The following is a 21,248-nucleotide window of genomic DNA, read 5'->3' on the forward strand; positions in this document are numbered from 1 at the left end:
TCAGAGGTGTATATGGGGCGCGACCGTCAGAGCACTGCCGGCATGCGCACACCCAAGCGGGTGCGGGTCGCCACGAGTTGCCCGTCCTGCGGGTAGGCGTGCCAGGTGCGCCATTGCACCGCGCCTTCGTGCCGCTGCGCCAGCATGGCCGTGAACGCGTGCGGGCTGCCGGGGAAGACCCCGGCGAGACCGTGCGGATGCTCGGCCACCAGGGCGAGTAATTCCTGTGCGCGGCCCGCGAACTGGCCGCGCGAGAGGGTCTCGACGCGCGCCGCGAATTCGTACTCCCACTCACCGAGGCGCTTGGAGACACCGAGCGGGAGCGGCGTACTGCTGCCGGGGATGCAGGCGACGGTCTCGGAACAGGTGCCCTGTTCCTCTTCGAGGAGCACTTGGTGCGAGGCCCCGAGGAGCCTCAACTCCATTTTCGCGTCGGCAAGCTCCAGTTCGAGTGTGGCCAGCGCGGGCAGCGGCTCGCGCCCAAGGGTCCAGGCGAGGTCCGCGGCGCACGTGTCGGTATAGACAGTCTTCAGGGTCGTGAGCATGGGTCGGCTCCGCTAACACGCAATGGAGGGAGTGCCGGCGCACCCGGTCGGAGAACGGGTGGTCGGAATGCCGGCTCGTGCCCACGCGAACGTCCCTGGTGTCCAAGTCGTCCGTTCGAGGGCGGTGCTGACGGTTAAGAGGGAATCATGGACTGCTGCCCTGCCACAGCGCTTTTACCCAACTTCGGAGGGTTTCCACCCCCGCGGGGGCTGCACAGTTCAACTGTTCAATGGGTCAACGACGAAGTGCCCGGCAGGAGTTGTCTCCCGCCGGACACTTCAACAGATGGACGGACCAGCTGCCCCGTGTCAGCTGCCTCCGCCACCGCCACAACCGCCGCCGCCGCCACACGAAGAGCTGCTGCCGCAGGACGAACCGCCGCCACAGGAGCTGCCACCGCTGTCACCGCCACCGGCCCACCAACCGCCGCTGGAGCCCGACGAGCCCGACGACCCGGAGTACGTGCCGCTGCTGCTCCCCCGGCCGGCATACACCGCGAGTGCGATAACCAGGACCACCGCGACAAACACGAAGACCAAGATCATGACCTTCACGCCCCTTTCGTTCCCCCGAAGCAGGCCCCCCGTGGGTCCGCCTTTTCTGTACCGCTCGTGCATGTTGTTCTCGTGTGAAAGGGGAATGCCCTCGCGTAACCCGGCCCAAAGCAGAGTTGAGCGAATCCAGAGGTTCGGCGCAGGATGGCGGCCATGACCTCCACATCCGGGAGCGGGCGCCCGCTGCTCAATCGCCGCCTCGCCGAGTTCGGGACCACGATTTTCGCCGAGATGTCCGCGCTGGCGGTGAAAACGGGGGCCATCAACCTCGGCCAGGGCTTCCCCGACACGGACGGCCCCGAGGAGATCCGCGAGGCCGCGGTCCGCGCCCTGCGCGACGGCCGCGGCAACCAGTACCCGCCGGGCCCCGGCGTCCCCGAGCTCCGCGCGGCGGTCGTCGCGCACCAGCAGCGCAGGTACGGCCTCGCGTACGACCCCGACCGCGAGGTCCTGGTCACGGCGGGCGCCACCGAGGCGATCGCCGCGTCCCTGCTCGCCCTGGTCGAGCCCGGCGACGAGGTCATCGCCCTGGAGCCGTACTACGACTCGTACGCGGCGTCGATCGCCCTGGCCGGCGGCAGGCGGGTCCCTGTGACGCTGCGCCCGGACGCGGCAGCGGGCCGCTTCCGCCTCGACCTGGACGAGCTGCGGGACGCGATCACGCCCCACACCCGGCTGCTGCTCCTGAACACCCCGCACAACCCGACCGGCACGGTCCTGACCCGCGCCGAGCTGGCCGAGATCGCGCGGCTCGCGGTGGAACGCGACCTGCTCGTGGTCACCGACGAGGTCTACGAACACCTGGTCTTCGACGACGGCGAGGGCACCGAGCACATCCCCCTCGCCTCCTTCCCCGGCATGCGCGAGCGGACGGTGACGATCGGCTCGGCCGGCAAGACGTTCTCGTACACCGGCTGGAAGGTCGGCTGGATCACTTCCTCGCCGGAGCTCGTGACGGCGGTCCGCTCGGCGAAGCAGTTCCTCACCTACGTGTCGGCGGGCCCCTTCCAGTACGCCATCGCGGAGGCCCTTGCCCTGCCCGACTCGTACTTCACGGACTTCCGCGCGGACATGCTGGCCAAGCGCGATCTGCTGGCGGCGGGGCTCGCGGACGCGGGCTTCGCCGTCTTCCGCCCGGCCGGCACCTACTTCATCACCACCGACATCCGCCCCCTCGGCGAGAGCGACGGCTTCTCCTTCTGCCGTTCACTTCCGGAGCGCTGCGGGGTGGTCGCGATCCCCAACGCGGTCTTCTACGACCACCGCGAACAAGGCGCACCCTTTGTCCGCTTCGCGTTCTGCAAGCGCACAGGCGTTCTGGAGGAGGCGGCCTCCCGGCTCAAGACGCTGGCCGCCTGACAGCCGGAGACGTGGTCGGCCAGGACACCGGTGACCGGTGCCGCCGGGGCCGGCGACAGCACCCCCGGATCATCAACGACAGGGGCAAGGAGTCATACCGGCCCCGAAGGCCACGAGCCCGAACCGGGCTCTATGACGGGAGTAATGGGCAGGCGGTGTTGCCCGGTCAGCGGCGCCGCTTGCGGCCGCTCTTGCCTGAGGAGCGCCGCGCCTTCCGGGCGCGGGCGACGCGGGCGCCGTGGGTACCCAGTGCCCGTGCCGCCAGCCGCCTGAGCTCGTCGAGTCCGGCCCGGTCCGGGTGCGCGGAGTCCAACGCGGCGGCAACCGCGTCCCTGGCCCGGGAGCCCTGGGCGCGCAGCGCCTCCTCGGCGCCGTCCCCGCCGCCCGCCAACTCCACGAGCTGAAGCAGGCTCTCGGCGAGCACCAGCAGAGACTCTGCGTCGGTCATGTCCTGTGGGGACAGCAACTCACGGTGCGCCAGCGCGTTCAGCGCCAGCGGCGCCAGCTGTGTGTCCCGCCGCAGCGTGCGCAGCAGCCGCTCGCCCTCACCGTCCGGCAGCGCCGCCGGCAGCACGTCGAGCATCGCCTGCGCACGCGTGCGGAAGGTCATGGTCCTTACGGCGTCGGTCAGTTGCCGCAGGGCACCTTCCCGCTCGCCGCGTGCTGTGATCCAGCCGGCCAGCTCCGTGCGGGCGGCGTCCGGGTCGTAGTCCTCGGCCAGGACCCCCAGCAGGCCGGCCGCCGGCGCCTGGGTCAGTTCACCGACCAACGGTGCGTCCCGGCCGGCCGCCAGCAACCGCTGTCGTACGGCCCGGGTACCGAGCTCGGTGAGACGGATGAGTTCGACCGGTCCGGCGGTCATCTCCTCTCGCCGGGCATCGGCACGCTCCCGCGCCGCCAGGTCCGTTGCCGCCCCGGCGACGCCCAGCAGCTCCGCGAGCTCGGGCGGCATGTCCGCGAGCATCTCGGGACCGGCATCGGAGAGGTCGACGTCGAGGAACACCGGATCGGCCATCCCACGGGCACGCTCGATCGCGCCCAGGTCGTCCAGCAGGTCGAGCACCGCGTGCAGGTCCCGGTCGGCGTGCTCGAACCACGTCCGGTGCTGAAGGTCCGACCCGGCGTCGAGCTGGAAGGAGCTCCGATAGGCCAGGTGTACGGTGTCGCGCAGCCGCGGCCAGGGCATCGGGTACGGCAGGCTGTAGAGCGTGTTCAGCACGTCGTCCAGGATGTCCTCGTAGACGTCGAAGAGCATCGACTCGATGTGCCAGCCGCTGCGTGCCCCGATCAGGGCCTGCCGCAGCTCGAAGCACGCGTCGAAGGCGCGCAGCCACAGCCTGAGCGGGTCGGCCAGCACCGGCCGGGCCTTGGCCACCGCGTACAGACGCCCCTTGACCACCCGGACCAGCCGTGCCTTCTTCGCCCACTCCACCAGCAGTCCCAGCCGGGGCAGGTCGGCAGAGGAGCGCACCCCCTCGGCCTTGTCGCCGGTACCGAGTACGTCCACCAGCTCGCGGGCCTCCGCCAGCCGCAGCCGTCCCGTCGCCGTCACCGGGCGGCCGCCCTGCCCCGCCCATTCGGCGAGTCCGCGCAACTGCGCGACGGCCGTCGACGCCTCGGCCCGTCGGCGCAGTTCGTCGTCCGGGGGAAGCATCACGGGCAACTGAGGCTCGGCCCGGGCCACGCCGGACAGCGCGCGGCCGGTCAGCCGCCCTTCCATGATCGCGGCGAGAGCCTGCTGGTCGTAGACGACCTCCCCGCGCTGCGCCCGGTCCGCGAAGCGCTGGAACGCGGCCCCGTCCTGGACGTCCACGCCCTGCTCGGCGGCCGTCATCGCCCAGAACTTCGCCAATCCCCAACGCGTACGGTCCGTCATAGCCGCGAGATGCTGTTCCGCGACCCTGTCGACCGCGGCAAGGGAATCCTGGAGTGAGGGGCCGCGCGGGTCCGCCAACTGCGCGGTGTGCAGATAGCGCAGTAGCGTGCGCAGTGTGCCCGGGGCGTCGGCGCGTTCCTGCCCGGGAAGCTCGGTGACCTGCTGGGGAAGCCAGGAAAGCAGTAGCTCCTCCACATGGCCCGACTCCCACAGCCCCAGTCGGCCGTCGGCAGTCGCCAGGTGCCGGTAGTCCAGCGCCGCCTCGGCCATGTACCCGTCCACCGGCAGACCCTGCTCCCCGGCCCACCGAACCAGGCGATCGACCAGCAGCCCACGCGCCGCCTCGAACTCCTCCTCGGCCTCGGGCTCGAACCGCATCCGCATGAAAACCTCGTCCGCCTGTCTGCAGCAGTCGTTGCCGTGCCACGCTACCGCCGAACCGTTGCCGGCAAAATCGGACTTCGGAGCGGCAGTCGCGGCAGCATCCGGGTTCCGGCGCGCGGAACGCCCGCTCGCAGCCCTCGACCGGACCCTCACGGACAAGGGCCCGGTGAGTCCGTAAGGCGGGCTGCGGCCAGGAGTCGGCTGCCTCAGTGACGGTCGTGCCCGGCCTTCAACTCGCCTATGAAATAGGCCCACGAGCCGGCTTCGAAGCACAGTGCGGGGCCGTGCGGGGTCTTGCTGTCACGGACCGGGACGATGCCCCGGAATCCGTCGGCCACCTCTACGCAGTTGCCGCCTTCCTGATTGCTGTAGCTGCTCTTGCGCCAAGCGGCGCCGTTCAGATCGGGACGGGACCTTCGCTGCACGGTGGTTGTCCTCCATCACGGATCGGATCATGTCCAGAGACATGAGCGGGGGCAGAGCTGCCGCCCGCACACGATCGTAGGACAGCGAAAAGCGTCTGATCTCGTCCGGATCCTCGATGAGTTGGCCGTAGTGCGCTCCTTCTGTGTAGGCGCCCTCCGAGTCGTCCGGCATGGTGAGCACCGTGAGCGAGCCGCCCATGACTTCGTGCTCGCCCTGGTCGAACGGCAGTACCTGCACGGTGATGTGCGGCTCCGCCGCTGCGTCGACCAACCGCGCCAACTGCGCACGCATCACCTCGAGGCCGCCGACCGGTCGCCTGAGTACCGCCTCGTCGAGAACTACCCACAGTTCAGGTCGATCCGGCGAAGTAAGCCGCCCCTGCCGCCCCATGCGAAGCCTGACTCGTTCCTCCAACTGCTCTGTAGTGCCGAGCGTTCGGCCGACTCGCAGCACAGCCCGCGCATAGTCCTCCGTCTGCAACAGACCCGGCACCACATGAGCCGCGTACTCACGGATCGTCACCGCCCGCTCCGAGTACTCCATGAACCTCCGTGACCAGTCCGGAAACGCCTCCCGGTACACGTAGGGCCACAGCTCCACCAGCAAGTCGTCCGCGACGAGAGCGGCATCCAGCGCACGCGCCAGTTCCAGCGTCGGTTTCGCTCCGGATGCCCGCTCGATCTGCGTGATCCGCGTGCTCACCACGTGTGTCATGGCGCCGAGTTCGGCCTGGGTCAGTCCGGCCGCCGTGCGGAGCTTGCGCACCCGCGTACCGAACAGCGCCGCCATCGACGTACTGGGGTCAATTCCGTTGGCCAAAGCGTCACTTCCGTCCTTACGGCCTGAAAAGTAAGGCTGTGTCACCTGTCGAGCGTAGGGCGACCGGACGACTCTTGGACACGGAACGTGACGAAGCGCGTACGTCACGGGATGACCCGGCTCGACAGCGAAGGACGGACAAGCCGTGCTGACAGGAACGATCACCCCGGAAGACGAGCCCTTCGCGCTCGCCCAGCAGTTCACGTCCTCTCCACGAGGCGCGAGGCTCGCCCGGCGTCTCGCCGTCCGGCGTATGGAGGAGTGGGGCTACCCACCCGCGTCCGACGCGTCATGCACGGTCGCCCTCGTCGTCGGTGAGCTCGCGGCGAACGCCGTACAGCACGGGCGGGCTCCCGGACGTGGCTTCGGCCTCCGGCTCGACCTCGAAGCGGCTGCGGGCGTCGTGCGCGTCGAGGTCGCGGACGCCGCCTCCGAGAAGCTGCCGCTCACGGCCTCTCCCTTGTCGTGCTCCGAGGGGGAGTCCGGTCGGGGGTTGCTCATGGTGGACGTCCTGGCCGTGCGATGGGGGACGGCGCCACGCCGGCCCCTCGGCAAGACGGTGTGGGCGGAGGTGCCCGTCCCGGTCACGAGCCCCGGCACCGGCACCGAGACATGACGAGAGCCCGGTCGGACCACCCGTGGTGGGCGTCCGGCCGGGCCCTCGTCGCGACGTGGCTCAGGCCTGGTCGTCGCCGGGCTTCTCTTCACCCTCGGTGCCGTCGACCTCGGCCTCCAGGCCGAGCTGCTCGACCAGCCAGCGGTCGAACTCGATCGCGGCGCGCACCCAGCTCACCGTGGACGACACGAAGTGCTCCAGCGCGACGCCCGTGCCGATCAGCATCTGGGCCTCGCCGATGAGGCGGACGGTGCCGTCGTCGTGGGTGTGCGTGTAGACCTTCGGCCACAGGGTGCGGCGGTTCCAGTCGTCGATGGCCTCGAGGATCTGGGCCTTCTCCTCGATGCCGTGCGCGCGGTCGTAGAACGTCCGCACCGAGAAGACCTGCTGGTCGTCCTCGCCACGGAACATGAAGTACGTGCGGAACTCCTCCCACGGCGCCGCGAGGTCACCCTCTTCGTCGACGACGTGCTTGAGCTCCATCTGGTCCAGGAGCTGCTTGACCAGGTCCTGGTCGGGGACAACGGGGCCCGCCGGTCCATCGCCCTGCTGCGGTTCGGGCTGTCCCCCGAAATTCGGAATCGAGGACGGGTCGATGCTCACGTGCTTAGTCCCTTCGTACGGATTCCGCCATCCTGCCCCATGTCGGGCGGGGGCCCGCAACCCCCGCCCCAGATGTGACCGGGTTATGCCGTCTCGGCCGTCGCCGGACCGACGATCAGACCGTCCTCGAAGGTGTCCACGCGGACCGTGTCCCCGTCCTTGACCTCGCCCGCGAGGATCTCCTTGGCGAGCCGGTCGCCGATGGACGTCTGGATGAGACGCCGCAGCGGCCGCGCGCCGTACGCCGGGTCGTTGCCCTCGTCCGCCAGCCAGGCCAGCGCGTCGGGCGAGACCTCCAGGGTGAGCCGCCGCTCCGCGAGCCGGGCCGCGAGGCGGTCGATCTGGAGCTGGGCGATGTGCGCGAGCTCGTCCTTGCCGAGCGCGGTGAAGACGACGAGGTCGTCGAGCCGGTTCAGGAACTCCGGCTTGAAAGAGGCACGTACGACTTCCAGGACCTGCTGCTTCTTCTCCTCCTCGGAGGTCAGCGGCTCGACCAGGTACTGGCTGCCGAGGTTGGAGGTCAGGACCAGGATGGTGTTGCGGAAGTCCACCGTCCGCCCCTGCCCGTCGGTGAGCCGTCCGTCGTCGAGGACCTGGAGCAGGACGTCGAAGACCTCCGGGTGCGCCTTCTCCACCTCGTCGAGCAGCACGACGCTGTACGGGCGCCTGCGCACCGCCTCGGTGAGCTGGCCGCCCTCCTCGTAGCCGACGTACCCGGGCGGGGCGCCGACCAGCCTGGCCACGCTGTGCTTCTCGCCGTACTCGCTCATGTCGATGCGGACCATGGCGCGCTCGTCGTCGAAGAGGAAGTCCGCGAGGGCCTTGGCCAGCTCGGTCTTGCCGACACCGGTCGGGCCGAGGAAGAGGAAGGAGCCGGTGGGGCGGTCGGGGTCGGCGATCCCGGCCCGGGTGCGGCGCACGGCGTCGGACACCGCGCGCACGGCCTCGGTCTGGCCGATGAGCCGCTTGCCGAGCTCGTCCTCCATGCGGAGCAGCTTCTGCGTCTCGCCCTCGAGAAGCCGTCCGGCCGGGATGCCCGTCCAGGCGCCGACAACGTCGGCGATGTCGTCGGGGCCGACCTCCTCCTTGACCATGGTGTCCTTGGAGACCTCCTCCTCGGCCTCGGAGGCGACCTCCAGGTCGTGTTCGAGGGTGGGGATCTCGCCGTAGAGCAGCTTGCTCGCGGTGTCGAAGTCGCCGTCGCGCTGGGCGCGTTCGGCCTGGCCGCGCAGCTCGTCGAGCTTCTCCTTCAGCTCACCGACGCGGTTGAGGGACTGCTTCTCCTTGTCCCAGCGCGCGTTGAGCCCGCGCAGCTCCTCCTCCTTGTCGGCGAGGTCGCGCCGCAGCCTTTCGAGGCGCTCCTTGCTCGCGGGGTCGGTCTCCTTGCTGAGCGCGAGCTCCTCCATCTTCAACCGGTCGACGGAACGCTGCAGTTCGTCGATCTCCAGGGGGGAGGAGTCGATCTCCATGCGCAGCCGGCTCGCGGCCTCGTCGACGAGGTCGATGGCCTTGTCGGGCAGGAAGCGCGAGGTGATGTACCGGTCGGAGAGCGCGGCAGCGGCCACGAGGGCGCTGTCGGCGATCTGGACCTTGTGATGGGCCTCGTAGCGCCCCTTGAGGCCACGGAGGATCGCGATGGAGTCCTCGACGGTGGGCTCGTCCACGAGCACCTGCTGGAAGCGGCGCTCCAGGGCGGGGTCCTTCTCGATCCGCTCGCGGTATTCGTCGAGGGTGGTGGCGCCGACCATCCGCAGCTCGCCGCGGGCGAGCATGGGCTTGAGCATGTTGCCGGCGTCCATGGCGGAGTCACCACCGGCTCCGGCACCCACCACGGTGTGCAGCTCGTCGATGAAGGTGATGATCTGCCCGTCGCTCTCCTTGATCTCGGAGAGGACGGTCTTGAGCCGCTCCTCGAACTCACCGCGGTACTTCGCGCCCGCGACCATGGCGCCCAGGTCGAGGGAGACGAGGCGCTTGTTCTTCAGCGACTCGGGGACGTCGCCCTTCACGATGCGCTGGGCGAGCCCTTCGACGACGGCGGTCTTGCCGACACCGGGTTCGCCGATGAGGACGGGGTTGTTCTTCGTGCGCCGGGACAGGACCTGCACCACACGCCGGATCTCCTGATCACGGCCGATGACGGGGTCGAGCTTTCCCTCCCTGGCGGCGGCGGTGAAGTCGGTGCCGAACTTCTCCAGGGCCTTGTACTGACCCTCCGGGTCCGGTGTGGTCACCCGACGTCCTCCCCTTGCCTTCTCGAACGCGTCGAGCAGTTTCTTGGCGGTGGCCCCGTGCTTGCCCAGGACCTCGGCGGCGGAGCCGCCCTTGGCGGCGATGCCGATCAGCAGATGTTCGGTGGAGAGGTAATCATCGCCCAGCTCCTTCGCCCGCTGTGAGGCGTCGGCGATGACCGCGAGCAGGTCGCGGTTGGGCTGCGGCGGTGCGACGGTCGATCCCGTGACGCTGGGCAGGCCGCTCAGCGCCCGTTCGGCGTCGGCTCGGACGGCGGCCTGGTCGGCCTCGACCGCGGCGAGCAGGTCGGTGATGTTCTCGTTGTCCTGCCCCTTCAGCAGCGCGAGCAGCAGATGCGCGGGGGTCAGGTCGGGATGCCCGTCCTTCACGGCCAGGTTGCTGGCCGCGTTGATCGCGTCCCGGCTCCTGTTGGTCAGCTCGGCGTCCACGGGTGTCGTCTCCTCCTTGCGATCCGTATGTCCGGCGGGTCTCCCGTCCCACCTGACTTAAACAGCGTACATAAAGTTGAGTCTATTCCACTCAAGGGGAGAGCGGGGCGTCCGAGCGGCTAGGTTCCACTCCATGGCCATGGATCCACACCACCCCACCCCCGCCTACCTCAGCTTCTGGCGTGAACGGCACCTGTGCACGCTGACGACGCCACGACCCGACGGCACCCCGCACGTGGTGCCGGTCGGCGTGACGTACGACCCGGAGGCGGGTGTGGCCCGCGTACTCGCGAGCAGGACGAGCGCGAAGGTGCGCCACATCCTGGCGGCCGGGGAGGCGGGAGCGCGGGTGGCGGTCTGCCAGGTCGACGGACGGCGCTGGGCGACGCTGGAGGGGCGGGCGCGCGTGCGCGTGGAGGCGGCGGAGATCGCGGAGGGCGAGCGTCGCTACGAGGAGCGGTACGGGCGGCCACCGCGGCCGAATCCGCAGCGGGCGCTGATCGAGATCACGCTGAAGCGGGCGATGGGCCAGAAGGCTCTGCTCACACCATGATCACGGTGGCGTTGCTGCCCCCCACACACACCACAGCGGCGCCACCGTGTTCAGGTCCACGGTGGCGCCGCTGCTGGGGGAAGCACCTGCGCGATGTACAACGACGGGGGATCGCGTCAGGCGCTGCGGGGGGTGGCTGTGATGGCTCTTGTAGTGGTGGAACTCTGCTGGTCCTGCTGCTGCCGGCCGCCCGGCTGCCCCGGCTCACCGACCAGCTGGTGATCGCGTCGGTCAAGATTGACGAAGACCATCCCGTACCGGATGGCGCACCGCACGGGCTGGGGGGCTCCACGCGGCTTGCGAAGGCACCGGTAGGCCCGGATCTCCTCCTCGTCGTCCCGGGTGACGACCACCGGCTCACCGAGAAGCGTGACCATCAACGAGTCGCCGGCGTGGGGTATCGCGGTGGCGAGATCGATGAAGTGCCAACCGGAACGGTAGGCGGTGGCCATTTCTCGGCGGAAGGTGCGGTCGTCGGGGGGAGTACTCATGCGCCTGCTCCCGCCGCCGGGGCGACGTTCCAACCCAGGTCCGTCGTCGGCGCTGAAACGGAATTCGTACTCGTCGGCTCGCTGTTCCACCCGAGATCGAGAGTGCTCAGCGCACCCAACGTCAGCCCTGCGGAGAAGGTGGTGACAAGCACCGAGCGAAGCATGCGCTTAAACATGGTCGGCTTCGTCCTCACTTGGTAGGTTCCTCTCCCCCGGCACAACAAGACGATGTCTCAATCGAGCACGTCAAAGCCACAGGGTGGATGCATCATGTTCCTGCACGTACAGGACCCTGGGGGGTGGAGATTTGCTTACAACAGGTGCGAAACCGACACATCCTCACCCTGCCGTCCCCCTTTGTGACGAGGGGTCAAGGTTGTACGCGAGTGCTCTCAGCAACGGTCGCCTGCCGCGCGAGGAGGCCGAGAACGCTCCCTGTCTACTGGAATCCGCTCTTCTCCACCCGGATCCGGACGACGCGAACTGGCTGCGGCCCGTTTCGCCGTCCGCGGCGCTCGCACAGCGGCTCCACCCCATCGAGCAAGAAATCAAGGACCGCCGGGTCCTGGCCGTTCAACTGGCCGATATTTTCGAGCCATTCATGGCCATCGCCGCACGTGAGGAACCGGCTACCCACGCGATAACCGTCCTGGAGGGCGAGGCCCGGATCAACGCGGCCATCGAACGCGCGACGGAGGAGTGCCGTACGGAGGTGCTCACCGTCCAGCCGGGCGGCGGCCGCAGCGAGCAGACCCTCAACATCGCGCTGAAGCGCGGGCAGAGCGTCCTGGACCGCGGTGTCTCGATGCGCACCATCTACCAACACACCATGCGGCACAGCCAGGGCACCCTTGCCTACGCGGCGCGCATGGCCCAGGAGAACGTGGAGATACGGACCCTGGAAGAGGTGATCGACCGGATGATGATCTTCGACCGGGGGATCGCGCTCATCCCAGCCCGTGCCGATCGCGCCGTCGCCCTGGAACTCCGCCATCCCGCCCTGGTCGAGTACCTGGCCAAAGTCTTCGAGCAGCAGTGGCAGTCGGCGACCCCGCTCCTCGAGGAAGTTCCGTACGCTCCCTCGACCGACGGCATCACCGGTGTGCAGCGCACCATAGCCAAGCTCCTCATCGAAGGTCACGTGGATGAGGCCATCGCCCGCCGCCTGGGCATGAACGTCCGCACCTGCCGCGCCCACATAGCCAAGATCGCCGCCGCCCTGGGCAGCGGCAGCCGCGCGCAACTCGGCTTCCTGATCGCCCAGTCCGGAATCCTGGACCAGGACCGCCCCAGATGACGGCGGAACCCCACTCCCACGCCTCCGGTGAGCTGTGCGAGCAGGGGGCAGAGCTGTACATCCAGGCCCTACGGGAGAATCGCGTCGCGAGCCGGGATGCCGAGCCGGTCCCATGTCTGGTCGACTTCGGCCTGCTGTACCCGGACGAGTCAGACCCGCAGTGGCTGAGACCGAGGGCCCCCGCCGTCGCCCTGCCGCAGCTCCTGGCGACGGCCGCCGAACACATCGCGGATCAACGCCGCCGTGAGGCCCGACTGGCCGCGGCGTTCGAGCCGCTCATGACGATCAGGACAGGCACCGTCCCGGCTGCGCACGACTCCGCCATCACCGTGCTGAGGAGCCTTTCTCAGATCAACGAAGCCATCGACCGGGCGGTGGAGGCGACTTCGGAAGAAGTCCTCACGATCCAGCCCGGTGGTGCCCGGCCGGCAGACCTGCTGCCGGACGCCGTCCCACCCGAGCAGTCGATGCTCACCCGAGGGGCCCGGATGCGGACCCTCTACCAGCACACGACGCGCCATTCCCTGGCGACCCTGGCCCACTTCGAGCAGCTCGATGGCGACGTCGAAGTGCGCACTCTGGACGAGGTGACAGATCGGCTGCTCGTCTTCGACCGCACCGTTGCGTTCATTCCCGCCACCACGGACCGCTCCATCGCCCTGGAACTGCGTCATCCCGCCGTCATCGACTTCCTCGTCACGACGTTCCACAGCCTGTGGCGCCTTGCGACGCCCATGTTCCCGAACACGGAACCGCAGCCCACGAAGAATGGCATCACCGCCCGCCAGCGCGCCATAGCCACTCTCCTCATCGAGGGCCTGACCGACACCGAGATAGCCACCCGGCTCGGCATGAACGTCCGCACAGTACGCGTCCACATCGCCAAACTCGCCACCACGCTCGGCAGTGAGAGCCGCACCCAACTCGGCTATCTCATAGGCCAGTCCGGGATTCTCGACCGCTAGCCATGAGAACGGAAGCACGGAGAAAAACACACTCCAACCGTGCCGCCCCCTCCGAAAAGCGCTTGGCCCCTGCATAGAATCGCGTCGCTTCAACCAGGACAGGAGGGAGCGCGCATGGCCGTGCAGCACGTACCGCACACCGTCGAGCAGCTCTGTGGGGCCGGCTTGGACGTCTATACCCGCGCTTTGCGTGCGGGCCGCATCCGGAGCGAGGACGCGGAGGAAACTCCCTGCCTCATCGATTTCGGTCTCCTTCACCCGAGCCTGGACGACATGCGGTGGCTGCACCCCACTGCTCCCGCCGTCGCCCTGCCCCGCCTGCTTCGCACCTTCGAGGACCGCATCGAAGACCAGCGGCAGCTCGAGGCACGGCTCACCTCGGCGTTCGAGCCCTTCATCGCCCTGGACGCGGAGCCCGAATCCGCAGAAGAGGCACCCGCCATCACCGTCCTGGACGGTTTCGAGCGCATCAACGCGGCCATCGACCGGGCCATGCGTGACGTCACCGAGGAGTTCCTCGCCGTCCAGCCCGGCGGCACCCGCCCTCCGGAGGCCTTGGCCGAAGCGTTTCCTCGAGACCAGGCGATCCTCAGCCGCGGCTGCCGCATGCGCACGCTCTACCAGCACACGACGCGTCATGCCCTTCCCGTGCTCGCGCACTTCGAGCAGCTCGACGGCGACGCCGAGGCCCGCACCCTCGACGAAGTCACCGAGCGCCTCTTCGTCTTCGACCGAACGGTGGCCTTCATCCCGGCCAGCAGGGACCGCAGCATGGCCCTCGAACTACGCCATCCAGGCCTCGTCGAGTACTTCGCCACCTCCTTCTGGCGGCTGTGGCGCCTGGCCACCCCCCTGTGGCCCCAGGCCGCTCCCCAGCCCTCCGAGAACGGCATCACGCCCCGCCAGCGCGCCATAGCCACCCTCCTCGTAGAGGGCCTCACCGACGCCGAAGTCGCCGCCCGACTCGGCATGAACATCCGCACGGCCCGCGTCCACATCGCCAAACTCGCCACCACCCTCGGAAGCCGCAGCCGGGCCCAACTCGGCTATCTCATAGGCCAGTCCGCAATTCTCGACCCCGAAGCCTGAGCCATCGAGAACGCGAACCATCCCACCCATGCGCCCGCATCTGCCCCATTTGCGCCCGCCTCAGTGAGATGCAGTGCAACAAGATGACGCTAGCGACGCACCCGCCGACCGCCGCAAAGTGATGTCGGCGGGGAGTCCCGATCGGGTCGATCCGCCAAGCGATCGGCCTTGCCGAACGACCTTGTGCAGGGCCTCACTTCCATCGTCGATCCCCAGGGGGAAATGGAAATGAGTTCTTTTGTAAGCCGAATAACAACCACCAAGGCCGCGAAGGGTTTTGTCGTGGCGGCTTTGGCGGTCACGGCCATCGGCCTTACGGCTCCAGCGTCGAGCGCCTCCAACGAGCGCTCGTGGACTGACGGTTGCCGAGGATACTGGTACTCGACCGCCGGTCACGGTTACTGCAAGAAGGCAAACACGTGGTACTCCGACGGCTGGTACACCGGCTACAACTGCAGCAGCGAGATTGACACGCAGCACTACGACACGCTGCGCAACGGCTACAGGGGCAAGTACGACACCCACGAGTGCACGTTCAACATAACCAGCACCGACGTACACCACTAGCACCGGCGCTGCGGTGGGCCCACCGTTCTGGTGGGCCCGCCGCGCGATTTGGGAACCCAAATCTATGACGACTCATCCCATCGCCCGGCTGACGAACCTCACGCAGGGGTACGGTGACCGGCGCATCATCGAGGGTCTCGACCTGTCCATTCAGCCTGGCGTCACCGGATTGCTGGGGCCCAACGGGGCTGGAAAGACCACCCTGTTCCGTACTCTCGCCACGATCGCGCCACCGCGGAGCGGCGGACTTGAGCTCTTCGGCAAACCCGTCACCAGCGAACGCGATGTCCGGCGGGTTCGTCCTCGAATCGGCTATCTCCCACAGGACTTCGGCTTCTATCCCGCCTTCTCCGTCACCGATTTCGTCCGCTACTGCGCCTGGTTGCGAGAGGTCCCGTCCAAAGAGGCCGGATCGGCGACCGAGGAGGCGCTGGCCGCCGTCGGGCTGAGCAACCGGGCCCGCGACCGTATGAAGTCTCTTTCCGGTGGCATGCTCCGTCGAGCCGGTATCGCCGCAGCCATCGTCGGCTCCCCTTCCCTGCTCCTCCTCGACGAGCCCACCGTCGGTCTCGATCCCGCGCAGCGCCTCGACTTCCGTGACCTCATTCGGTCCCTCGCCCGCGCCGGTGCGGCCATCGTGCTCAGTACGCATCTGGTGGAGGACGTGGGTGCCGCTTGCGACTCCGTCCTCGTCCTCAGCGAAGGCCAAGTGGTCCACAGCGGTACGCCTCAGCAATTGGCCGCGCTGTCCACGCCCACCGCCCCCGGAGACAGCCCGCTGGAGCGCGGCTACATGACGGTTCTGGGGAGCCGCAGAGGTAACCGCGGGGGAAACCGCGGGTCGACCGAGGAAGCCGCATGCTGAACGCCTACCGCATCGAACTGCGCCGCTCGCCCCTGCTCACCGCCTTCCCCGTGATGATCGCCGTGGACCTGCTGGTGCTCTTCGGGCGCTCCCGGTACTGGATCGGCGTGTGGCCCGAGGCCAGCGTCGCCGCACAGATCGTCACGCTCTTCCTGGTGCCCGTCCTCGCCGGCGTCTCCGCCTGGCAGGCCGGACGTTCCTCCCGGGCGGGCATGCCCGAGTTCCTTCTCGCGGCCGCCCGGCCGGTCTGGCGGATCGAGGCCGCGCGGCTGGCCGCCACCCTCACGCTCGGCTTCCTCGCGTACGGGATCGGGTGCCTCACCGCTGCGGCCGTCTCGTTCGGCGACGCGGGACCGGGCTTCCTGTGGCCGTCCTACCTGCTGCTCGGCGCCTCGACCCTGATCATTTTCGCGTCCGTGGGACATCTGGCCGGCCGCTGGTTCCCCTCGGCGGGATTCACACCCGTCGTATGCGCTCTGGGCTGCTTCATCAGCATGTTGGCCCTGCCGTTCAAGTTCAACGTCCTTGCGGGGCCGCCGGACACCCACATGAATCCGCTGCCGGTCGCCCTTCGCCTCCTGTGCGCTCTCGCTCTCGCAGTCCTGGCGGTGACGGCACCACCGCTGAAGAGAAGGGCCGAGCGCCAGACGCCCCGCCGGGAGCTGCCTCGGCACATACGCGCTGTCGCCGTCGGGTCGGTGGCCTGTTCCTTCACCGCGCTGGCCGCGGTCCCGGCCGCCGGCGAACTGCGCGTGGAGCGTCCGGCCTCGGCGACCACGCCGCTGTGCGACCGTGCCGACGACGGCGCCCCGCGGGTGTGCGTCTGGCCCGAGCACCGGAAGTATCTGCCGGAGCTGACGCGGATGGCTCAGCGTCTCGACCAGACCCGTCAGTCCTGGATCAAGTTGCCCGCCACGTTCTACGAATTCGGCCTCCGGCGGACCGACCTGGGGGACCGGGGATTCGACATCGCCGAAGGGCACGTACGCACCGCGGCGATTGCCATGTCCGACCAGGTGTTCACCGAGTCGTTCGGTGACTGCAGCCCGCCCGAGGACGAGCGCCGTGCGTGGCAGTCCATGGACAACATCGCACTATGGCTCGAATATCAGGCCGTGGGACAGGACCCGGCCGTCGCCGACGAGGGACTCCACATGGAAGGAGTCGACACCGCCCAGCGCGAGGCGACCAAGGCTGTGCGGATGCCGTCCGCCGAGCAGCAGAAGTGGGTCGAGCAGGAGCGCAGCCAGGTCCTTCGTGAGAGCTCGTGGTGCAAGCCTGATGCATGGCGCTGATCTGCTCCGCTACGCAAGAGTCCACCGGGCCGCAGCCGTCCTGGCCGGAACGGCCGTCGTCGCGCTGCTGTCAGCGGTCTTCGGTGGTACCAACATCGCGCTTCCCTCCATCGGCAGCGGAGGAGTCACCACAGGCGTGCCCTACCGGCATGAGCTTCCGCTCCTGTCGGCTGTCTTTCTCGCCGCCGCCCTCGACGGAGCCATGTCGGCACACGACGCGATGGGTGCGGCCACGATGCACCGGCTGCGCGCCGCCTACTGCACCGCGCTCACGTCGACGGTCTGCGCCTTCTCGTTCGGCGCGGAAGCCCTCGCCAACGGACCGGAATCCGGGACCGTCTTCGTCCGGTCCCTCTTGATCTGGCTGGGCCTCGCCCTGCTGTCCGCCGCCGTGCTGGGGCAGCAACTCGGCTGGGTCATCCCGCTGACCTCGGTCCTCTTTCTGGTCTGGTTTCCGCTCAACTGGTGGGACTGGACCGCCAACCCGGCCACTGACCTCTTCAGCTGGGCTGTTGCCGCCATCGCTCTGAGTCTCGGAGTCGCTTCGACCGCGGCAACTCCCTGGCGTAGGAAGGCCTTCTTCCGCAGAACGGCGACGGCCTTCACCCGCGCCGCGCCCCCGTGATCGCCTCGCTGATCGTGAACCCCTTGGCAGGCCCCTCGGGGATCGCGACCTCCGTGCCGTACGGGACTCGGTGGACGCCGATCCAATCCGCCTTCTCCGGCTGCGGCTCTGTCAGGATGGTGACGGTGTCTTCGCCGTCGTAGTCGTCGATGATCACGTATACGGGGATCCCGGCGCGGGCGTACTCGCGACGCTTCTTCACCCTGTCGCGCTCTTGGTTGCGTGTTCCAGGAGAAACCACTTCGACGACAAGACGCACGGCTGCAGCGGTTACCCCGACTCCGTCTGCGGTCACGTAACGCTCCCTGTCGCGGGGCACGACGTACAGGTCGGGAATCCATACTCGCCCCTCGTGAACGATGTTCCCGTCGTTGCGTGCGACGAAGTCACCGCCGCTCAGGAATACCACCAGCTCGTCCCGGAACAGATTGGCGGTCTCGGCATGCGAATAGCGACCGGTGGGCGACACCTCGATGGCTCCCTCGATGATTGCAGCGCGGTAGCCCTCGGGGAGTTCCATCGCCTTCCATGCCTGCCACAGCACCTCGTCCAGCTCGACGGCGGACGGGGCCGGCTCGGTCTCGGTGTCAGGCATGGTCTTGGGCCTCTCAGCTGCAAGAGCGGTCATGATGGCGCACCTCCGTGTGGGCTCGGCGTCCTCGCGGCACAAGCAACGCGATCACAGTAGGTACGTGGGTGGGGCCGACCAGGGGAATCTCCCCCGGTCACCCGATGCGGTGAGGGCGGAACGGTTCCCCCGCCCCGGCTTCCCCCAGCTCGAACCAGACCCCCTTCGCGTACCGCCCCGCCCTGTCGTCCGCGACGCCCCACGTGTCGGACAGGTCCGCGACCAGGGCGAGCCCCCGCCCCCAGCAGGCGGCCGCCCCGGCTGCGGGGTGCGCCACCACGATCGGGGGGTCCGGGCTCTCGTCGAAGACGGTTACCCGTAGGCGGGTGAGGGTCAGGAGGATGCGGAGCATCGCGGAGCCCTTGGTGTGCAGGTGCACGTTCGTGATGAGTTCCGAGGTGCAGAGGGTCGCCGGCATGGCCAGCGCTTCTCGGTCCAGGGTGTGGAGCACCGTGCGTACGAAGTCCCGGCAGACCTTGGGTGATGTCGCGTCGCCCCGGTTGAACAGGCTGTAGTCGTAAGCGAGTTGGGCGGGGCGGTAGGCGGTGGCGTGGGGGCGGTCTGGTGGCATGACGGTTGCTCCCGTCGGGAGGGGGTGAGGGGCCCTGCCGGGCGACGATGGCGTTGCCCACGCGTGCCTGGGGGGTGCGGTGGGTGCCTTTCGGCTTGTGGGCAGGGGAGACTGGGCGGCTCCGGTGAGTGACCGATGCCACACAGAGCGTAGAGTCAGGGGGCGTTAATTGACAACCTGATCGACGCTTTCAATGGACCAACTCCCTTGTGCGAGGCAGACTTTGGTGACGCCATCGAGGAGACATCCGTGGGACTGCGCACCATCATCAGCGAACGCCAGCGGCGGCTCGGCTGCGAGCTCAAACAACTGCGCGAGCAGGCGGGGTTCAGTGCTGGAGAAGCTGCCGAGCGGGTCGGTATGGGCCGAGGGCAGCTGAGCCAGATCGAGACCGCGAAGACGACCATCCTGACGGAGCGGCTGCGCGAACTCGCCGACCTGTACGGCTGCACCGACAGGGCATACATTGAAGCCCTGGTAGAGCTGTCCGAATCCACGGGCAAAGGCTGGTGGAGCGCTTACAGGAAGCGCATGCGGCAGATCTCGCTCAACTTGGCGGAGCTGGAAGCCGGAGCCGTAGCGCTGCGGACGCACCAGTCACTGTTCATCCCCGGGCTGTTCCAGACACCCGCGTACGCGCAAGCCATCTTCGCCAGCCCGAAGCTGGGCTTCGAGAGCATCGAGGGCGCCCTGGACTTCCGGATGGAGCGGCAGCACATCCTCACCCGTGAGGATCCACCAACCGTCCACGCCGTGATCCATGAGGCTGCCCTGCACATGCGGTTCGGCGGAACCGAGGTCGTTCGCGCGCAGCTACTGAGGCTTCTCGAGCTGGCTCGCCTGCCCCATGTGACCATCCAGGTATACCCGTTCAGCGCTCAAGCGTACGCAGCTCTGAGCGGCAACTTCGTTCACGTCATTCCCAAAGTGCCGGAGTTGAGCACACTCATCCTGGAGCAGGCCGCCGGGCCTCAGTACGTTGGCGACCGTGATCAACTGGACCGGTACAGCTCGCTGTTCGAGCGACTGGCCGAGAACGCCCTCGCTCCCATCGACGTATCGTTGGCCCCCGAAGCACACTCAGTGAAGGACTCGCTGGGCCTCATCCAGCACCTGCTCTACACCCTTTAGGAGGCCACGGTGCCCGAACTGCATTGGCAGAAGTCCTCGTTCAGCGGTGGCCCCGAGGGCGAATGCCTCTACGTCGCCACCGCCCCCGACGGAACCATCCGTCTGCGCGAGAGCGACACCCCGGAGACGATCCTGACCACCGCCCCCCGCACCCTCGCCGCGCTACTGAAGGCCCTCTCCGAAGAGGGCTAGGCGGCGTCCCCGCCGCACCACTCCCGCAGCAACGCCTCCCTCTCGCTCCCCCGGGGCGAGCCCCCCTCCCGTGCTCGTCCCCACTGCGCCATCGTCGCCAGCGTCGTGCGCAGGGTGGCCTCGCCCTGTGTCATGCGGGTCAGGAGCGTCTGGGACAGGTCGTACTCCGTCTGGGAGTAGCCGGCGGCTGTGGCGGCGATGTAGGCCGCCAGCTCGGTCTCGCCGGACGGTGATGTGAGACGTACCGTCATCAGCGGCGCCTCGTCCGCGCCGCCCAGGCCCACGGTGAGGGCCAGGTCCACCAGCGTGACCACCTGCCGCTTCACGGACTTGAGCAGCACGGCGCCCTGGCCCTTCAGGGACTTCACCGGCACGTCCTCCACCGTCAGGGCGCTCACCTCGTCCCAGGGGTAGAACCCCGACTGCTTGTCGCCGAGGGCCACGATGCCCTCCGGCGTCAGCCGCACCCCCGCCGCCAGGCCGGACGGCTTCGCGCCCACGTACACATCGCCCTCGGCGATCCAGAACAGGCCCACCATGGCCATCGTCGCTCAACTCCCCCGGAGAATCCGTCCGACTACGCGCAGGGGCCGGGAGGTTGCCACCTCCCGGCCCCTGCTCAGACTACTAAGCCCCTAAGAGCTACCGCGCTACTGCTCCGTCGTCCTCTTCGGGCGCCACACCACCAGCGCGCTCGCCTGCTGCACGTCCTGGTACGGGACCAGGTCGCGGCGGTACGACGCGTGGACCGCCGCCTCGCGCTGCTGCATCGCGGCAGCCGCGCCCTCCACGGCGCTGGACAGCTCCACCACTCTCGCCTGCAGCGCCGCGACCTGGTTCTCCAGCTCGATGATGCGCTTGATGCCGGCGAGGTTGATGCCCTCTTCCTGCGACAACTGCTGCACCGTGCGCAGCAGTTCGATGTCGCGGGCCGAGTAGCGGCGGCCACGGCCCGCCGTGCGGTCCGGGGAGACCAGACCGAGGCGGTCGTACTGCCGCAGGGTCTGCGGGTGGAGGCCCGAAAGCTGGGCGGCCACCGAGATGACGTAGACCGGCGTCTCGTCGGTCAGTTGGTACGCCCGCCCAAAAGTGGACTGTCGACGACGGCCGTCCAT

At 68.5% G+C, this 21,248-nt stretch carries 23 protein-coding genes; 12 read left to right on the forward strand and 11 right to left on the reverse strand.

Going from position 1 to position 21,248, the window contains the following annotated elements:
• Positions 1-26: 26 nt before the first annotated feature.
• Entirely contained in the window at positions 27-545 is a 519-nt protein-coding gene (locus tag ACWFRU_RS28120) for a DUF2617 family protein (RefSeq protein WP_453690916.1), read from the reverse strand.
• Positions 546-1,244: 699 nt separating this feature from the next.
• On the opposite strand from ACWFRU_RS28120, the gene ACWFRU_RS28125 reads away from it, so the two are divergent.
• On the forward strand, positions 1,245-2,459 hold the full coding sequence (locus ACWFRU_RS28125; protein WP_453690917.1) for a pyridoxal phosphate-dependent aminotransferase: 1,215 nt from the start codon (positions 1,245-1,247) through the stop codon (positions 2,457-2,459).
• 166 nt (positions 2,460-2,625) lie between these two features.
• Here the strand turns inward: ACWFRU_RS28125 and ACWFRU_RS28130 are convergent, their stop codons facing one another.
• From ACWFRU_RS28130 to ACWFRU_RS28140, 3 genes are all read right to left on the reverse strand, one after another.
• Positions 2,626-4,719: a hypothetical protein gene (locus ACWFRU_RS28130; RefSeq protein ID WP_453690918.1), complete on the reverse strand. Its 2,094-nt coding sequence runs from the start codon at positions 4,717-4,719 to the stop codon at positions 2,626-2,628.
• Between the two features lie 206 nt (positions 4,720-4,925).
• A complete protein-coding gene (locus ACWFRU_RS28135) occupies positions 4,926-5,057 on the reverse strand; it encodes a DUF397 domain-containing protein (RefSeq protein ID WP_453690919.1) in 132 nt (43 codons plus the stop codon).
• Positions 5,020-5,934, reverse strand: a complete 915-nt coding sequence (locus ACWFRU_RS28140) for a helix-turn-helix domain-containing protein (RefSeq protein WP_453690920.1) — start codon at positions 5,932-5,934, stop codon at positions 5,020-5,022. Before ACWFRU_RS28140 ends, ACWFRU_RS28135 begins: the two co-directional genes overlap by 38 nt.
• Before the next feature lie 175 nt (positions 5,935-6,109).
• On the opposite strand from ACWFRU_RS28140, the gene ACWFRU_RS28145 reads away from it, so the two are divergent.
• Positions 6,110-6,580 (forward strand): ATP-binding protein, encoded by a 471-nt coding sequence (locus tag ACWFRU_RS28145; RefSeq protein ID WP_453690921.1) that lies wholly within the window; start codon positions 6,110-6,112, stop codon positions 6,578-6,580.
• 60 nt (positions 6,581-6,640) lie between these two features.
• On the opposite strand, the gene ACWFRU_RS28150 is transcribed toward ACWFRU_RS28145, so the two are convergent.
• Positions 6,641-7,183 carry a type III secretion system chaperone family protein gene (locus ACWFRU_RS28150; protein WP_363210453.1) on the reverse strand — a complete coding sequence of 181 codons (543 nt, stop codon included), beginning with the start codon at positions 7,181-7,183 and terminating at the stop codon, positions 6,641-6,643.
• A gap of 83 nt (positions 7,184-7,266) precedes the next feature.
• Positions 7,267-9,864, reverse strand: a complete 2,598-nt coding sequence (gene clpB / locus ACWFRU_RS28155) for an ATP-dependent chaperone ClpB (RefSeq protein WP_453690922.1) — start codon at positions 9,862-9,864, stop codon at positions 7,267-7,269.
• 133 nt (positions 9,865-9,997) lie between these two features.
• On the opposite strand from clpB, the gene ACWFRU_RS28160 reads away from it, so the two are divergent.
• A complete protein-coding gene (locus tag ACWFRU_RS28160; RefSeq protein WP_453690923.1) occupies positions 9,998-10,417 on the forward strand; it encodes a pyridoxamine 5'-phosphate oxidase family protein in 420 nt (139 codons plus the stop codon).
• A 116-nt stretch (positions 10,418-10,533) separates the two neighbouring features.
• On the opposite strand, the gene ACWFRU_RS28165 is transcribed toward ACWFRU_RS28160, so the two are convergent.
• Positions 10,534-10,908, reverse strand: coding sequence for a hypothetical protein (locus tag ACWFRU_RS28165; RefSeq protein ID WP_365828690.1), 375 nt, complete (start codon positions 10,906-10,908; stop codon positions 10,534-10,536).
• Positions 10,909-11,215: 307 nt separating this feature from the next.
• On the opposite strand from ACWFRU_RS28165, the gene ACWFRU_RS28170 reads away from it, so the two are divergent.
• From ACWFRU_RS28170 to ACWFRU_RS28200, 7 genes are all read left to right on the forward strand, one after another.
• Positions 11,216-12,205 carry a helix-turn-helix transcriptional regulator gene (locus ACWFRU_RS28170; RefSeq protein ID WP_453690924.1) on the forward strand — a complete coding sequence of 330 codons (990 nt, stop codon included), beginning with the start codon at positions 11,216-11,218 and terminating at the stop codon, positions 12,203-12,205.
• Positions 12,202-13,170, forward strand: coding sequence for a LuxR C-terminal-related transcriptional regulator (locus ACWFRU_RS28175; protein WP_453690925.1), 969 nt, complete (start codon positions 12,202-12,204; stop codon positions 13,168-13,170). The genes ACWFRU_RS28170 and ACWFRU_RS28175 overlap by 4 nt, the downstream gene beginning before the upstream one ends.
• Before the next feature lie 114 nt (positions 13,171-13,284).
• Positions 13,285-14,259: a LuxR C-terminal-related transcriptional regulator gene (locus ACWFRU_RS28180; protein ID WP_453690926.1), complete on the forward strand. Its 975-nt coding sequence runs from the start codon at positions 13,285-13,287 to the stop codon at positions 14,257-14,259.
• Positions 14,260-14,427: 168 nt separating this feature from the next.
• On the forward strand, positions 14,428-14,826 hold the full coding sequence (locus tag ACWFRU_RS28185) for a hypothetical protein (protein WP_453690927.1): 399 nt from the start codon (positions 14,428-14,430) through the stop codon (positions 14,824-14,826).
• A gap of 64 nt (positions 14,827-14,890) precedes the next feature.
• Positions 14,891-15,691, forward strand: a complete 801-nt coding sequence (locus ACWFRU_RS28190) for an ATP-binding cassette domain-containing protein (protein ID WP_453690928.1) — start codon at positions 14,891-14,893, stop codon at positions 15,689-15,691.
• The gene (locus ACWFRU_RS28195; RefSeq protein WP_453690929.1) at positions 15,685-16,986 is read left to right on the forward strand and encodes a DUF7224 domain-containing protein; all 1,302 of its coding nucleotides are present in this window, start codon (positions 15,685-15,687) and stop codon (positions 16,984-16,986) included. The genes ACWFRU_RS28190 and ACWFRU_RS28195 overlap by 7 nt, the downstream gene beginning before the upstream one ends.
• On the forward strand, positions 16,973-17,611 hold the full coding sequence (locus ACWFRU_RS28200) for a hypothetical protein (RefSeq protein ID WP_453690930.1): 639 nt from the start codon (positions 16,973-16,975) through the stop codon (positions 17,609-17,611). The genes ACWFRU_RS28195 and ACWFRU_RS28200 overlap by 14 nt, the downstream gene beginning before the upstream one ends.
• Here ACWFRU_RS28200 and ACWFRU_RS28205 read toward each other — a convergent pair.
• Complete coding sequence (locus ACWFRU_RS28205) at positions 17,589-18,239, reverse strand: Uma2 family endonuclease (protein WP_453690931.1); 651 nt, start codon at positions 18,237-18,239, stop codon at positions 17,589-17,591. The genes ACWFRU_RS28200 and ACWFRU_RS28205 overlap by 23 nt on opposite strands.
• A 97-nt stretch (positions 18,240-18,336) precedes the next feature.
• A complete protein-coding gene (locus ACWFRU_RS28210; RefSeq protein WP_453690932.1) occupies positions 18,337-18,810 on the reverse strand; it encodes an ATP-binding protein in 474 nt (157 codons plus the stop codon).
• A gap of 249 nt (positions 18,811-19,059) precedes the next feature.
• Between ACWFRU_RS28210 and ACWFRU_RS28215 the strand changes: the two genes are divergently transcribed.
• Positions 19,060-19,941 (forward strand): helix-turn-helix domain-containing protein, encoded by an 882-nt coding sequence (locus ACWFRU_RS28215; protein ID WP_453690933.1) that lies wholly within the window; start codon positions 19,060-19,062, stop codon positions 19,939-19,941.
• Positions 19,942-19,950: 9 nt separating this feature from the next.
• Positions 19,951-20,133, forward strand: a complete 183-nt coding sequence (locus ACWFRU_RS28220) for a DUF397 domain-containing protein (protein ID WP_453690934.1) — start codon at positions 19,951-19,953, stop codon at positions 20,131-20,133.
• On the opposite strand, the gene ACWFRU_RS28225 is transcribed toward ACWFRU_RS28220, so the two are convergent.
• Positions 20,130-20,678, reverse strand: a complete 549-nt coding sequence (locus ACWFRU_RS28225; protein WP_453690935.1) for a hypothetical protein — start codon at positions 20,676-20,678, stop codon at positions 20,130-20,132. The genes ACWFRU_RS28220 and ACWFRU_RS28225 overlap by 4 nt on opposite strands.
• A 105-nt stretch (positions 20,679-20,783) precedes the next feature.
• Entirely contained in the window at positions 20,784-21,248 is a 465-nt protein-coding gene (locus ACWFRU_RS28230) for a heat shock protein transcriptional repressor HspR (protein ID WP_453690936.1), read from the reverse strand.

The organism is Streptomyces sp. NPDC055099, assembly GCF_053607685.1.